A 13833-nucleotide genomic window follows, 5' to 3' on the forward strand; every position below is an offset into this window, starting at 1 on the left:
ACGTCCCGAAGCAATTCATCGACTGACGGCAGATGCCCGGGGCTCGGAGCACGCGCGCGCCCTGCTGGCGTTCTGGATCAAGCAGCGGCTCGTCGTCCTTCGCGAGATGACCCGGCTTGCGTGGCGATACATGATCGAAACACAGGGCGAGGCAGCGCTGTCGCCCCTGATGCCCTTCGTGCTGGAGCGCGCCTTACCCCAACCATCGACACCATTGCCGACACGCTCGGCCAATATGAGGACGGACCGTCCTTTCAGGCGGCGATCGACCTCGTCTGGCGCTACCAGCTGGCAGGACTGAAGTCGCTCATGGCTCCCAAGCATTGAGGTAAGGGTGGGCCAGGCTCTCAGTCGTCCGAATAGCGCTCCTCGCGCCACGGGTCGCCACGCATGTGATAGCCATTCTTCTCCCAGAACCCAGCGGCATCACCCGCGCGAAAATCAATCCGCGTCAGCCACTTGGCGCTCTTCCACAGATAGAGATGCGGAACAACGAGCCGCATCGGTCCGCCATGGGTGCGGCTGATCGGCTGCCCCTCCCAGTCCGTCGCCAGGATCGCGTCCTCGGAGGCGAAGTCTTCAAGCGGCAGGTTGGCAGTGTAACCGTCATAGCTCGTCAGCATGACGTGGCTGGCCTCGGGCTTCGGCATCACATGATCCAGCAGGTCGCGGGTCGCGACACCCTGCCAGCGGTTGTCATAGCGCGACCAGGTGGTGACGCAGTGCATGTCAGAAAGCCTGTCGCTTTGTGGCAGCGCCTTGAAGGCCGCCCATCCGAGCGACAAGGAATGCTCGACAAGGCCGGTAACATCGAGCCGCCAGCTTTCCGTCCGAATGATCGGCTGCTGGCCGAGGTCGAGCACCGGCCAATCCTTGACCAGGTGCTGGCCGGGCGGCAGGCGTTCGTCTTCCGGCCGGGCGATCCGTCCGGTCAGGAACTTGCCGTCTGCGGCCCAGCGTCGCTTCGTCGTCGTGAGTTTGGTTTCCGGCGGATGCGTGTCGTCGGTCATGAATCTTTACTCCCGGCCCGAATTCACTCGCCAAGCGGAAATAAGAAGGGCGCCGCTGCAGAACGTCAAGCGCAGGAGCGCGAAGTTGCTATCTTAGGACCAAGCGCAACGCGGCTTGCGTTTCCTTGAGCAGCGGCAGGTAACGCTCCGCCATCTCCGCTGCGGCCACATGCGCGGCCGGCGCACCGATGTTCAGCGCCGCAACGATCCGGCCGCGGTCGTTCTCGAGCGGAACGGCGATGGAGCAGAGACCAAGTTCCAGTTCCTGATCGATGAGGGCATAGCCCTGATCGCGCACCCGACGAAGCTCGGCGATCAAATCGTCAGGATCGGTTTTCGTATGGGGCGTGTTCGCCTTCAGGTTCGAACGCGCCAGGATCTCGCGCGCCTCGTGCTCCGGCAGTGCCGCCAGCCACACCCGCCCCATCGACGCGCAATAGGCCGGTAGACGCGAACCAGTCGTCAGGTTGATCGACATCACCCGCTTTTGCGAGGCCCGGGCAATATAGACGATTTCGGTACCATCAAGCACTGAGGCCGACGCGCTCTGCCCGGCGCGATCCGAAAGCTGGTCGAGGTAGGGCTGTATGATTGTCGGCAGCGGCGTCGCCGAGAGATAGGCATGGCCCAATCTCAGGATCTTTGGCGTCAGCGCGAAGAACTTGCCGTCGTAGTCGGCATAGCCGAGCTCGGAGAGCGTCAGAAGCGACCGTCTGACGGTCGCCCGGTCAAGGCCCGTGATCTTCGACGCCTCGGCGATCGACAGCTTCGGACGGGTCTCGTCGAAGGCTTCGATCACCGTCAGCCCTCGCGCAAAGCCGCTGACGAAATCCGTTTCTCGCATCTGACATCCCTCGATCTATCCGCCGGCATTTTGTGCGATATACGAACAAAAGTCAAATATCGCACAAAATATTTGACGGTTCGGTTCGATCGGCGCTTATTGGCATGCGGAAGAGAGCAAGCCGCCCCGCCGCCCGACAGGCCGCAGGCGCACCAAACAGCAGCGAAGAGAGGAAACATGGCGAAGATCGTTTCGCTCGCAGAGGCCGTCGGCGACAATGTCAGGGATGGCGACACCGTCGCCATGGAAGGCTTCACCCACCTGATCCCCTATGCCGCGGGCCATGAGGTGATCCGCCAGGGCCGCAAGGATCTCTATCTCGTGCGCATGACGCCTGACATTCTCTACGACCAATTGATTGGCGTCGGTGCTGCGCGTGGCATGAAGTTCTCCTGGGGCGGCAATCCGGGCGTCGGCTCGCTACACCGCTTCCGTGATGCTGTCGAAAACCAGTGGCCGCGTCCGCTGGAGATCGAGGAACATTCCCATGCGGCCATGGCCAACGCCTATGAGGCGGGTGCTGCCAACCTGCCCTTCGCGACGCTGCGCGGCTACATCGGCGCCGACCTGCCGAAAGTGAACCCCAACATCAAGTCGGTCACCTGCCCCTTCACCGGCGAGGTGCTCGCCGCCGTGCCGGCGATCCGCCCTGATGTGACGATCATTCACGCCCAGCGCGCCGACAGGAAGGGCAACGTGCTGATCGAAGGCATCGTCGGCGTGCAGAAGGAAGCCGTTCTCGCGGCCAAGCGCTCGATCGTCACGGTCGAGGAGATCGTCGACGAACTCAACCCGCCATCTCCCAACTCCCTCGTGCTCCCGGGCTGGGCGGTTACATCAGTTGCCCAAGTCCCGGGCGGCGCCTTCCCATCCTATGCGCACGGCTACTACCCGCGTTCCAACGCCTTCTACATCGGCTGGGACGAGATCGCCCGCGACCGCGACAGCTTCACCGCATGGATCAAGGAAAACGTGCTCGACGCCAAGCCGGAAGACTTCGCCAAGCATGCCGGCACCAAGCCGGCAAGAGCGGCCTAAAGGGAGGATAGAATGAGCGACTTCACCCCCACCGAAATGATGACCATCGCTGCCGCGCGGGCGCTCTCCAATGACGATGTCTGCTTTGTCGGCATCGGCGCGCCTTCTGCCGCCTGCAACGTCGCGCGGCTGACGCATGCGCCGGATATCACCTTGATCTACGAGAGCGGTACGGTCGGAACCAAGCCGGACGTGCTGCCGCTTTCGATCGGCGACGGCGAACTCTGTGACACGGCACTTTTCACTGTCTCGGTGCCTGAGATGTTCCGCTACTGGCTGCAGGGCGGCCGCATCACCACCGGCTTCCTCGGCGGCGCCCAGATCGACAGGTTCGCCAACCTCAATACCACGGTCGTCGGCCCCTATGACCATCCGAAGGTGCGGCTGCCCGGCGGCGGCGGCGCTCCGGAGATCGCTTCCAATTGCGGCCGCATCTTCATCACCATGGCACTGTCGAAGCGCGGCTTCGTCGAGAAGCTGCCGTTCATCACCTCCATGGGCCATGGCGAGGGCGGCGATCAGCGCGAGCGGCTGGGCATGAAGACCAAGGGACCGACCCGCGTCATCACCGATCTTTGCATCCTGGAACCGGATCCAGAGACGAAAGAACTGACGGTCGTTTCGATCCACCCGGGCGTGACCCGCGAGCAGATCGTCGAGAACTGCGGCTGGGCGATCAAGTTCGCCGCGCATGTGATCGAGACGCCAGAGCCGACGGAACTGGAATTGACAACCCTTCGCGACATCAATGCCCGCACCAAGAAGGCGCATCAGGGCGACAAGGAGGCTGCGTAATGGCCGAGGCATTCATCTGCGACTACATCCGCACCCCGATCGGCCGCTTCGGCGGTTCACTCTCCTCGGTGCGAGCCGACGACCTCGGCGCGATCCCACTCAAGGCACTCCTCGAACGCAACACCGATGTCGACTGGGACGCGGTCGATGACGTGATCTTTGGCTGCGCCAACCAGGCGGGCGAGGACAACCGCAACGTCGCGCGCATGTCGTTGCTGCTCGCCGGCCTGCCGGTCGGCGTGTCCGGCACGACGATCAACCGGCTCTGCGGTTCCGGTATGGATGCGGTGATCGCTGCAGCGCGGGCGATCAAGTCGGGCGAAGCCGAGTTGATGATCGCCGGCGGCGTCGAGAGCATGTCGCGCGCACCCTTCGTCATGCCGAAGGCGGATACCGCCTTCTCGCGCAACGCCGAGATCTACGACACGACGATCGGCTGGCGTTTCGTCAACCCGCTCATGAAGAAGCAGTACGGCGTCGACTCCATGCCCGAGACCGGCGAGAACGTCGCGGCGGATTTTCACGTTAGCCGCGAAGACCAGGACGCCTTTGCCGTCCGCAGCCAGGCGAAGGCTGCTGCCGCTCAAGGCAATGGCCGGCTGGCAAAGGAGATCGTCTCGGTGACGATCCCGCAGCGCAAGGGCGAGCCTGTCGTCGTCGACCGCGACGAACACCCGCGCGCAACGACGATGGAGGCGCTCGCCAAGCTTGGCACGCCTTTCAAGAAGGAAGGCGGTACGGTGACGGCCGGCAATGCCTCCGGCGTCAACGATGGCGCGACCGCCCTGATCATCGCGTCGGAAGCAGCAGTTAAGAAATATGGGCTGCGGCCGATCGCTCGCATTCTGGGCGGCGCGACCGCTGGCGTACCGCCGCGCATCATGGGCATGGGCCCGGCCCCCGCATCGAAGAAGCTGATGGCGCGCCTCGGCCTCAAGCAGTCGCAGTTCGACGTCATCGAACTCAACGAAGCCTTCGCGTCGCAGGGCCTTGCCGTGCTGCGCGACCTCGGCATCGCCGACGACGATGCGCGCGTCAACCGCAACGGCGGCGCCATCGCACTCGGCCATCCGCTCGGCATGTCCGGCGCGCGCATCACCGGCACGGCGGCCTTGGAGCTGCACGAAACCGGCGGGCGCTATTCGCTGTCCACCATGTGCATTGGCGTCGGCCAGGGGATCGCGGTGGCATTGGAGCGCGTCTAGCCGCCGCGCCAAGCTGCGACGCGGGACCCCGGTTGGCTCGGCCTCTCAATGAAGGCCGAGAAACTGTTTCAGTTCCGGTGTCTGCGGACGGGCGAAAACCTCTTCCGGCGGCCCGACTTCGTGGACACGGCCCTGATGCATGAACACGACCCGCGAGCAGACGTCGCGTGCGAATTTCATCTCATGCGTCACCATTAGCAGCGTCATGCCCTCGGCGGCAAGTTCGCGCACAACCGCCAGGACTTCCGAGACCAGCTCCGGGTCCAGCGCCGAGGTGATCTCGTCACAAAGCAGCGCGATCGGCTGCATGGCAAGCGCGCGTGCAATTGCCACGCGCTGCTGCTGCCCGCCTGAAAGCTCGTCGGGATAGGCGTCGAACTTGTGTGCGAGGCCGACGCGCTCCAGCATCTTGCGGGCGATCGCCTCCGCCTCTGGCTTCGGCGTCTTTTTCACGACCGTCTGCGACAGCATAACGTTGCCACCGACCGTCTGATGAGGAAAAAGATTGAACTGTTGAAAGATCATTCCGACCTTCAACCGCAGCGCCTTCAGATGCACCTCGTCGTCCAGGAGCTGCGCACCCGCAACTGAAATCGAGCCTCTGTTGATCGTCTCAAGGCCATTGATACAGCGAAGCAGCGTCGATTTACCCGAACCGCTCTTGCCAATGATGGCAATGACTTCGCCTGACGCGACATCAAGATTGATGCCTTTCAACACTTCCGTCGCGCCATAACTCTTGCGGACTTCAGTGATTTCGATGAGCGACATTGAGCTTCCTTTCGAGGATCTGGCTGCTCTTCGACAGGGGCCAGCAGAGCGCGAAATAGATGAGGGCCACGAGGCCGTAGACGGTGAAGGGCTGGAAGGTGGCGTTGGTGACGACAGTGCCGGCCTTCGACAGTTCGACAAAGCCGATGATCGAGGTCAGCGCGGTACCCTTTATGACCTGCACCGAAAAGCCGACGGTCGGCGGAACGGCGACTTTCATCGCCTGCGGCAGGATGACGTAACGCATCTGTTGCAGCCAGCCCATGCCGAGGCTGGCGGAGGCCTCCCATTGCCCCTTGGCGACCGCCTCGACACAACCGCGCCAGATTTCGCCCAGGAAGGCCGCGGTCCAGAGGACCAGCGCCAATCCTGCAGCAAGCCAGGCCGGTACGTCGATGCCAAATAGGCCGAGCCCGAAGAAGGCGATGAAGAGCTGCATCAGGAGCGGCGTGCCCTGAAACAGCTCAATGTAATATTTGGCGAGCGATCGCAGCGATTTGCGTTTGCTGATGCGCAGGAAAAGCAAAGCGAGCCCGACGATGCCACCGCCCAGGAAAGAGACGAGCGAAAGGACGACCGTCCAGCGAGTTGCGAGCAGCAGGTTGCGCAATATATCCCAAAGGGTGAACTCGATCATCGCGCGGTCCTCCGTGGGAAAATGAACCCGCCGATGATCGCCAGCGCTTGGCGAAGCAAGATCGCCAACGCGAGGTAGATGATCGTGGAAACGATGTAAGCCTCGAATGCGCGGAAAGTTCTCGACTGGATGAAGTTGGCGGCGAAGGTCAGGTCTTCGGCAGCGATCTGCGACACGACGGCGGAGCCGAGCATGACGATGACCACTTGGGATGACAGGGCGGGCCAGATGCGCTGAAGCGACGGCACCAGAATGACATGTCGAAAGGTCTCGAAGCGAGTCATGGCGAGACTGGCGCCAGCTTCAAACTGGCCCCTTGGCGTCGCCTGAATGCCGGCTCGAATAATCTCGCAACTATAGGCCCCGAGATTGACGATCATGGCGATATTGGCGGCTTGCAATTCGCTGAGCTGCAGGCCCAACGATGGGAGGCCGAAGAAGACGAAGAAAAGCTGGATCAGGAATGGCGTGTTGCGGATCAGCTCGACATAGGCTGCGACCACCGGCTTTAGCCAGGCCGGACCAAGCGCCCTCACCCAGGCGCAGCAGATTCCGAGCGAAATACCGGCGACTGCGCCAACCGCGATCAGTTCAGCGGTGATGCCTATCCCTTTGCCAATCTGAGGATAATATTCGAGCAGCCAGCCAAATTCGAAATGGTAATTCAAGATGCACCCCTGGTTTGACGAACATCCAGTGGCGCCGTCCCGCACTGCGGCGAGACGGCGCGGCGACGGTTGATCAGAGATCTGTCGGCAGGTCGGTGCCGAGCCACTTCTGCGCAATGGCGTTCAGCGAGCCGTCGGCCTTGGCGGCGGCGATGATGCCATTGACCTTTTCGAGAAGGGCGGGTTGCTCCTTGCTGAGCCCGATATAGCAGGGCGAGTTCTTGATAAGGAACTTCAGCTCCGGACGCTTCGGTGGGTTCTTGGCGAGAATGGCAGCGGCCACCACGTTGCCGGTTGCAACCGCCTCGACCTGCCCGGACAGGAAGGCAGAGATGGTGCCGTTGTTGTCTTCATAACGCTTGATGACGGTATCGGCCGGCACGATCTTGGTCAGTTCCAGGTCTTCGACCGCGCCGCGCGTGACGCCTACGACCTTGCCTGTAAGTTCCTCCGGCTTGGTGACCCCGAGTTCCGCGGGCGCGAACACGCCATTGAAGAAGGGGGCATAGGCGGCGGAGAAATCGATGACCTTTTCCCGATCTGGATTTTTGCCGAGGCTCGAAATCACCAGGTCGACCTTGTTTGTCTGCAGATAGGGAATCCGGTTCGCGCTAGTGACCGGTACCAGCTCGACCTTCACGCCGAGCTTGTCGCCGATCAGATTGGCCATGTCGACGTCATAGCCCATTGGCGCCATGTCCGTGCCAACGCTACCAAAAGGCGGAAAATCCTGGGGAACGGCAACGCGAAGCGTGCCGCGGGACGTGATATCGCCAAGCGCGTCGGCGTGGGAAACCGAGCCGAAGCCGATGGTGGCGGCCATCGCCGCCATGGCTATGAACAGTCGTCTTGCGAGCATTGGGTCATTCTCCTTTTTGGGTTCGCGGTGTTTTGCTGCGTGACGTCCTTGACGGCGGGGTCACGGTCTGGGGAGGAAGCGCGAGCGACCGCCGGAGGTCGGCCAGGGGATCGGGGTGTTGCGTCAGGTCCAGCCCGGTCTCCACCTCGTCCAGGTGCTCGACGGAAAGCGCGGCTGCTTTCGAAAAATCCCCTTGCTCCATCGCTTCGACGATGCGGCAATGCCCGAGGTGGGATTGCACGGCGTGAAAATCCGACTGATAGAGCATCGAGATCAGAATGGTTCTGGCCGTGAGATCGCGAAGGATCTCGATGAGAACGGCGTTATCCGCCAATTCGGCCACACGAATATGGAAATCGCCCATCAGGCAGGTGAGGCGCTGGCGATCGTCGGCTTCGATCGCCGCTTTCTCTTCGGCAAGGTGGGCATGCAGCCTGTCGCGGCCGCTCTCCGCCAGCCGCCGCATGCTGCGCAGCAGCCCAGCTTCGATGACGCGTCGCGCGCCGTAGACCATCGTCGCCTCTTCGGCAGACGGTTCCGCGACGAACCAGCCTCTACGCGGGCTGACATGAACGATGCAGCGTGTCTCGAGGCGCATCATCGCTTCGCGCACACGAGTCCGCGACACGCCGAAGAGAGAGGCCAGTTGGTTCTCGCTGAGCCGTGTGCCGGGCTTTATGCGGCCCGAGAGGATGCCGGAGACGATGGCCTTCTCGATCGGATTATGGAACGTCGGTGCTGCTCTATCTTGCATACAAGACAGGAATGCAAAGCCTGTGCCAGTCTCATATACCCGCGTCTTCAAAGGCTTGCCGGAGATCCGTTCTCATCTTTCGCCTATCCGGATGCAGTCAGCTCGCTTTCTGGGCACCGTTTTTCAGGCAGCAGATATCGGCGCGCCACCCACGTCCGGTCGGAGCGAGCATTCTCCTCTGCGCTGGCTGCCACTCATCGCATCCTCAGGTCGAAGCCGACCCGGACATGAGTCTCGCGCCAAAACAGGCCATCGTCGCCACACCGCGCACCCGGATCTATGCACGGCGTGACGAGCGAGATCGGTTGGAAAGCGGGTCTGTTGCCCGCTTCCCTATCACTCCGTCCAGATCGCGACGTCGACCGGATCGAGCCTGCGGCCGCCGACATGGAAGGTCGCACCGGCCGCTGCCGGCACGTCGACGGCCGTCTTGCCGTAGTTGAAGGCGAAGGTAAGCTTGCCGCGACGGGTGATGCGCAGATCGCCGAGATCTGCGAGCGCCTCGACCGAAGCCCAACCAAGCGCATCGCCGATCACCTTGCTCAAGAATTCACCGCGTGCCGCGGTTGCCAGATACCGCGCCTTGTCGTTGCCGACTAGCGCCGGGGCACCATTGCGGTAGTCACCCTCGAAGGTCGCAAGCACGCTCTCTCTGGTCCTGACCGTCTCGCGCCAGACGCCAGCCGGGTAAGTCTCGTTGCCGTAAAGCACGCTCTCGGCATGAAACTCCGGAAGCGACTCGACGCGCGCGACGCTGACGTCGATCAGCGAGGCGAGCGGCCCTGGCGGCAAGCCTTCGGGAATGTGCATATCCTCGGTCTTGCTTCCACTGCGCGGTCCGAACAGAACCTTGGCGCCGGAAGCGGCTAGGTTCTGAACGAACGCCTGATCCGGAATTACGAGGTCGGGCGCCAGCACCAACTGGTAGCCCTCGAGATCCGAGTGCTGGCCGATGATGTCGACGTCGACGCCGAAGCGAGCGACGGTCGAGTACCAGTCGAGCGCGATCTGCGACGCCAGATAGGTGCGGCCCTGCGGCAGCGCCCGGGTCGCCCAGCGCGAATTATAGTCGAGCAGGATCGCGAGCTTGGCCTTCTCGCGGCGCTCGCCCTTCGGCAGCCGCTTCATCTCCTCGGCGACCTGCGCAACTTCGAGATATCCCTGGTCCGCCTCGCTGTTCGGCAAGAGCAGTCCGGCATGGAACTGTTCCTGCGCAAACGGCACCTGGCGCCAGCGGAAATAGGAAACCATGTCGACGCCATGGGCATAGGCGAGCCAGGTCCAGAGCCGGACCATGCCGTCGGCCGGCGACTGGTTGTGCGAAGCCCAGTTCACCGGACCCGGCTGCTGCTCCATCACCCAGACGCGACCGTTGCCGACGGCGCGGTAGAGATCGTGGTTGAAGGCCGGCTGATCCGGATCGCCGACGCGGAGGTAACGGCCCTTGTCTTCGGAGGAGAGACGGCCGTTGAGCAGTCCACCCATCGGATAGACGTCCCACGACGCGATATCGATGTCCTCGCCGACCTTGTAGTGATCGAAATCGGTATTTTGCGACATGAAATTGTGCGTCACCGGACGGCCCGGCGAGTGTTTGCGGATGATATCGACCTGCGCCTTGTTGAAGCTCTTCACCTGGTCGGAGGAGAAGCGGATATAGTCGACGATATGAGTCGGGCTCGGCTCTTCCACAAGATTGTTGGGAAGTTCGACCTCGTCGAAGCTCAGATAGTTCATTGCCCAGAATGCCGTGCCCCAAGCCCGGTTCAGTTCCTCGACCGTGCCGTAGCGCTCAGCCAGCCATTCGCGGAAGGCGCGCAGCGCCTCGTCGGAATAGCTGTAGATCGTGTCGTGGTCGCCATATTCGTTATCCGTCTGCCAGGCGTGCACGAAGGCATTATCGCCGTAGCGCTCGGCCATGGCTTGCGAGATGCGCGCCGCTTCGATGCGGTAGCGGCGGCTGGAAAAGCAGTAGTGACGGCGGGCACCGAACTTGCGCACCACGCCCTTGACGTCGACGGGCAGGATATCCGGATAGCGATCGATCAGCCACTTCGGCGGGGCGGCGGTCGGCGTGCCGAGGATCACCTTGAGGCCGGCATTGCCGAGCACTTCGATCGCCTCGTCCAGCCATTCCCAATGGAACTCACCCGACCTCGGCTCGATCTTCGCCCAGGCGAATTCACCGATGCGCACCCAGGCAAGCCCGAGCTCGACCATGCGGCGCGCGTCCTCCTCCCACTTCGCGCGCGGCCACTGCTCTGGATAGTAGCAGACGCCGAGTTCCAGCATGTCGGTCTGCTGCTCTTTGGCGTTGAAGCGGTTCGATCTCGTCAGGGGCATGTGCACGGGGGTCCGGTCCTTCGTCATTTCATTCGGCCGGTTGGTTCCAGCCTCGGGTTTTGTCTGTCTCGTCTTGAATATAAACGTTTATATTCAAGAACATGAAAGGGCGCCCTAATCGGGCGAAAAGTTCGTCAACGGTTCGGGTTCAAGCGATCGTCGCAGCGTTCGATGAGGTTTGGCATCAGGAGCGTCTGCAGCGCCTCCGGCGGCTCGCCCTCCATGCGCCTCAGGATATAGGCACCGAGCAGGCTGCTCGGTTCGCTGATCGGCAGGTAATAGGTGGTGATCGGCGGCGCGAAATACTGGCTGACATTGAGGTCGTCGGTGGCATTGATCACCGCATCACGCCCATGCACTAGCCCGCGCTCGTGAAAGCCGGAGAAGGCGCCGAGCGCCGAGGCTTCATTGGCGCAGATATAGGCGGTCGGCGCATTGCTGAGCTCCGACATCGTCAGCACGTTTTCGCGGCCGAAGGCGGGCGTCAGCCGGCCGTGGGCAACGAGGGCCGGATCGTAGGGCAGGCCAGCGACTTCAAGGGCACGCTTGTAAGCTTCGAGCCGGGTGATGCCATAGCTCAATTCCGAGAGCGGGTTGAGCAGTGCGATACGGCGATGGCCGCGCTCGACCAGCCGCGCCATCGACACCCGGATCATCTGCTCGTTGTCGGCATCGACATAGGCATGCGGCGCGTTGTGGATGCTGGTGCCGTAGGTGACGAAAGGAAAGTCCGCCGCCTGCATGGTGCGGATGCGCGGGTCGTCGGCGCGAGTGCCCGAAATGATGATGCCGTCGGCCTTCTTCAGCGACACGATCTGCTTGATGACCGCCTGACTTTCCTCGAAATTGCGAACGGCATAGAGCGAAACGCGATAGGGGCTGTCTTCCAGCGCCCAGGAAATGCCGCTCAGGAGCTGGGCGTATTCGACGCCTTCCCATTCGTTCTGTTTCGGGCCCGGCGCCGTCATGATTGCGGCGACCTGATAGGTCTTGCCGGTGCGCAGCTGCACGCCATGCATGTTCAGTTCGTAGCCTACGCGTGTCGCCGCCTCGATCACGATCGCGCGCGTTTCCGGGCGAACCTGAGGCGAATGCTTCAGGGCCTTGGACACGGTGGCGATGGAAAGCCCCGTCTCCTGCGCGATGGTCTTGATCGTCGGTCTCTGCATGGCGTCTCGGCTCGTCACGGGTTGCTAGATCACGATGATTTGGGTCGGCTGAGCGATGCCGCCAGCTGAAGATAGACTGCGGATGTCCAGGCGAATGCCCGATCGCGAAGCCCCCTCCCCGAGCGCGCATCGAAGTTTTCGGCCATACCGCTTTTGCTGGCAAGTGAACAGAACTTTTCCGCGACTTCATGCGCAAGTTCAATCTGCCCTTGCCGGCGAAGACCGTCCCAGAGCAGAAGCGTGGTCGGCGCCCAGATCGGCCCGCGCCAATAGCCGTCGTCCTCGTAGAAGGAACTGAGCGGGCTCTCCGTCGCCGGTCCCCATTCGGTGATGAAGCCGCCAGCAACGAGTCTTGCAACGAGCTTCTCGCGCATCTCAGGCACCAGTCGCGCGCCCAAGAGCAGCGGCATGAACTGGATGAGGTTGTCTCCCGGCAGGATCCGCTCCGGATCCGCGGCGAGCCGCGCGCCAAAAGTCTCGCCGGTCCACAGACGTTCGAACAGCAGGGTCTGCAGCTCATCCGCCTTGCGGCGCCACATCGCCTGACGCTCCGCGTCTTCCTCCAGCAGGTTCGCGAGCGTCTCGCAGGCGAGGACCAGGAAAACCGGCAGGTCCGGCGAGATCACCGGGCCGCCTTCGGCAAAGAAGGTGGCGTTGTCCCAGCCGCTGTCGTTGCCGTGGAAATAGGACGGCAGGCTCGCCGCATCCTTGCGGCCATGAGTCAGCCAGTAGTCGACCTGGCGGCCGATGGCATCGCGCAGGTAAGACTTGCGCTCTGCCGTGAGGAAAGACGGGTCGGCAGCCGAAATCAACGATACCGCCCAGCCGTGCACAGGCGGCTTGGTAAAAGCGAAGAGCACGTCGCGGTCGTTGATATAGTCAGGCAGCAGGCCGGAGGCATCCTGGTGATCGAAGATCGCCGCGAACTGGTCGAAGGCGAGATCCGGGTCGAAGGCGGCGACGCCGAGGGCGGAAAAGGCGTTATCCCAACTCCAGATGTTGATCATGTGGTTCTTGGACATATAGATCGCCGGCCGCGTCAGCGCACCGCCGGCGGGCACGCCGTTAGCCCAGAGCAGATAGCTCGCGAGACGATGCGCCTCGTCCTGGCCTGCGACGCCCTTGGGACCGCGTGTGTGCCATTCGGCGAATTCGGCCGCGGCGCCTGAAAGAGCCTCGGCGAAACGCCCGGGCCGATCGACTGGCGGCACGGTGCGGAAGAAATCGACATTGCCCTCGAAGGCTCCCGCGCTGGAGAAGGCGAAGGAGACGTCTTCCGAATGATCGCGCTGCCAGGCACCGGTGACCTTCAGCTCGCCAGCGATCGCCCGGGGGATGAACTTGACGTTCTCGACCGCGGCGACCAGGCAATCCTCGCCCTTCGGCGTGCGGTAGACGTAGTCGTAGCGCGATCCTTCGAGATGGAAGCGGACGCCCGCCTTCTTGCCGGCGACGTGCAGCCTTTCCCCTTCGCCGATGACGAAGGTGACTTCTCCTTCGCCGACGCGGGCGTCGAGCCGCTCCGGTGAAAGCACGAGCACAGGCGCCATGGTCTCGCCATCAGCATCGAGAAACTCGACGCGGCAGAGACGCCCGAGCGACGGCCGTTCGTCGCCGCCGGCGACATGGCGCAGATAAAGCGCGCGCTCGCCATCGCGGCCCGGCACCCGCATCATCGAGAGCGTCAGGAACCGGCCTCTGCGGCTGAAGGGCACGAAGTCGATATCGAACAGCATGCCG

Annotated in this window: 14 protein-coding genes; 4 read left to right on the forward strand and 10 right to left on the reverse strand. The window is 62.7% G+C overall.

Annotated elements, in window-relative coordinates; translation table 11 throughout:
- Positions 1-120: 120 nt before the first annotated feature.
- The gene (locus IB265_RS16255) at positions 121-327 is read left to right on the forward strand and encodes a hypothetical protein (RefSeq protein ID WP_156414669.1); all 207 of its coding nucleotides are present in this window, start codon (positions 121-123) and stop codon (positions 325-327) included.
- A 20-nt stretch (positions 328-347) separates the two neighbouring features.
- Here the strand turns inward: IB265_RS16255 and IB265_RS16260 are convergent, their stop codons facing one another.
- Complete coding sequence (locus IB265_RS16260; RefSeq protein WP_057251707.1) at positions 348-1010, reverse strand: sulfite oxidase-like oxidoreductase; 663 nt, start codon at positions 1008-1010, stop codon at positions 348-350.
- A gap of 88 nt (positions 1011-1098) precedes the next feature.
- Positions 1099-1854: an IclR family transcriptional regulator gene (locus tag IB265_RS16265; RefSeq protein WP_057251708.1), complete on the reverse strand. Its 756-nt coding sequence runs from the start codon at positions 1852-1854 to the stop codon at positions 1099-1101.
- A gap of 177 nt (positions 1855-2031) precedes the next feature.
- Between IB265_RS16265 and IB265_RS16270 the strand changes: the two genes are divergently transcribed.
- The 3 genes from IB265_RS16270 to pcaF are packed head-to-tail and all read left to right on the forward strand — an operon-like array spanning position 2032 to position 4892.
- On the forward strand, positions 2032-2892 hold the full coding sequence (locus IB265_RS16270; RefSeq protein ID WP_057251709.1) for a CoA transferase subunit A: 861 nt from the start codon (positions 2032-2034) through the stop codon (positions 2890-2892).
- Positions 2893-2904: 12 nt separating this feature from the next.
- On the forward strand, positions 2905-3687 hold the full coding sequence (locus IB265_RS16275; protein WP_057251710.1) for a CoA-transferase subunit beta: 783 nt from the start codon (positions 2905-2907) through the stop codon (positions 3685-3687).
- Complete coding sequence (gene pcaF / locus IB265_RS16280; protein ID WP_057251711.1) at positions 3687-4892, forward strand: 3-oxoadipyl-CoA thiolase; 1206 nt, start codon at positions 3687-3689, stop codon at positions 4890-4892. Before IB265_RS16275 ends, pcaF begins: the two co-directional genes overlap by 1 nt.
- 45 nt (positions 4893-4937) lie before the next feature.
- Here the strand turns inward: pcaF and IB265_RS16285 are convergent, their stop codons facing one another.
- From IB265_RS16285 to IB265_RS16320, 8 genes are all read right to left on the reverse strand, one after another.
- Positions 4938-5663, reverse strand: coding sequence for an amino acid ABC transporter ATP-binding protein (locus IB265_RS16285; protein WP_057251712.1), 726 nt, complete (start codon positions 5661-5663; stop codon positions 4938-4940).
- Positions 5641-6300, reverse strand: coding sequence for an amino acid ABC transporter permease (locus IB265_RS16290; protein WP_057251713.1), 660 nt, complete (start codon positions 6298-6300; stop codon positions 5641-5643). Before IB265_RS16290 ends, IB265_RS16285 begins: the two co-directional genes overlap by 23 nt.
- The gene (locus tag IB265_RS16295; protein ID WP_057251714.1) at positions 6297-6968 is read right to left on the reverse strand and encodes an amino acid ABC transporter permease; all 672 of its coding nucleotides are present in this window, start codon (positions 6966-6968) and stop codon (positions 6297-6299) included. The genes IB265_RS16290 and IB265_RS16295 overlap by 4 nt, the downstream gene beginning before the upstream one ends.
- Positions 6969-7041: 73 nt before the next feature.
- On the reverse strand, positions 7042-7827 hold the full coding sequence (locus IB265_RS16300; protein ID WP_057251715.1) for a transporter substrate-binding domain-containing protein: 786 nt from the start codon (positions 7825-7827) through the stop codon (positions 7042-7044).
- 4 nt (positions 7828-7831) lie between these two features.
- On the reverse strand, positions 7832-8581 hold the full coding sequence (locus IB265_RS16305; protein WP_057251716.1) for a GntR family transcriptional regulator: 750 nt from the start codon (positions 8579-8581) through the stop codon (positions 7832-7834).
- A 336-nt stretch (positions 8582-8917) separates the two neighbouring features.
- Positions 8918-10930 carry a beta-galactosidase gene (locus IB265_RS16310; RefSeq protein ID WP_057252092.1) on the reverse strand — a complete coding sequence of 671 codons (2013 nt, stop codon included), beginning with the start codon at positions 10928-10930 and terminating at the stop codon, positions 8918-8920.
- 128 nt (positions 10931-11058) lie between these two features.
- Positions 11059-12093 carry a LacI family DNA-binding transcriptional regulator gene (locus IB265_RS16315; protein ID WP_057251717.1) on the reverse strand — a complete coding sequence of 345 codons (1035 nt, stop codon included), beginning with the start codon at positions 12091-12093 and terminating at the stop codon, positions 11059-11061.
- A 29-nt stretch (positions 12094-12122) separates the two neighbouring features.
- Complete coding sequence (locus IB265_RS16320) at positions 12123-13829, reverse strand: amylo-alpha-1,6-glucosidase (RefSeq protein WP_057251718.1); 1707 nt, start codon at positions 13827-13829, stop codon at positions 12123-12125.
- Positions 13830-13833 lie beyond the last annotated feature (4 nt).

The organism is Ensifer sp. ENS10 (assembly GCF_014852025.1).
GTDB lineage: Bacteria > Pseudomonadota > Alphaproteobacteria > Rhizobiales > Rhizobiaceae > Ensifer.

Excerpts from the sequence above, each read along its gene's own strand:
- IB265_RS16300 (WP_057251715.1), bottom strand. The coding sequence starts at position 7,827 with ATGCTCGCAAGACGACTGTTCATAGCCATGGCGGCGATGGCCGCCACC.
- IB265_RS16320 (WP_057251718.1), bottom strand. The coding sequence starts at position 13,829 with ATGCTGTTCGATATCGACTTCGTGCCCTTCAGCCGCAGAGGCCGGTTC.
- IB265_RS16290 (WP_057251713.1), bottom strand. The coding sequence starts at position 6,300 with ATGATCGAGTTCACCCTTTGGGATATATTGCGCAACCTGCTGCTCGCA.
- IB265_RS16270 (WP_057251709.1), top strand. The coding sequence starts at position 2,032 with ATGGCGAAGATCGTTTCGCTCGCAGAGGCCGTCGGCGACAATGTCAGG.
- IB265_RS16265 (WP_057251708.1), bottom strand. The coding sequence starts at position 1,854 with ATGCGAGAAACGGATTTCGTCAGCGGCTTTGCGCGAGGGCTGACGGTG.
- IB265_RS16305 (WP_057251716.1), bottom strand. The coding sequence starts at position 8,581 with ATGCAAGATAGAGCAGCACCGACGTTCCATAATCCGATCGAGAAGGCC.
- IB265_RS16275 (WP_057251710.1), top strand. The coding sequence starts at position 2,905 with ATGAGCGACTTCACCCCCACCGAAATGATGACCATCGCTGCCGCGCGG.
- pcaF (WP_057251711.1), top strand. The coding sequence starts at position 3,687 with ATGGCCGAGGCATTCATCTGCGACTACATCCGCACCCCGATCGGCCGC.
- IB265_RS16285 (WP_057251712.1), bottom strand. The coding sequence starts at position 5,663 with ATGTCGCTCATCGAAATCACTGAAGTCCGCAAGAGTTATGGCGCGACG.
- IB265_RS16315 (WP_057251717.1), bottom strand. The coding sequence starts at position 12,093 with ATGCAGAGACCGACGATCAAGACCATCGCGCAGGAGACGGGGCTTTCC.
- IB265_RS16260 (WP_057251707.1), bottom strand. The coding sequence starts at position 1,010 with ATGACCGACGACACGCATCCGCCGGAAACCAAACTCACGACGACGAAG.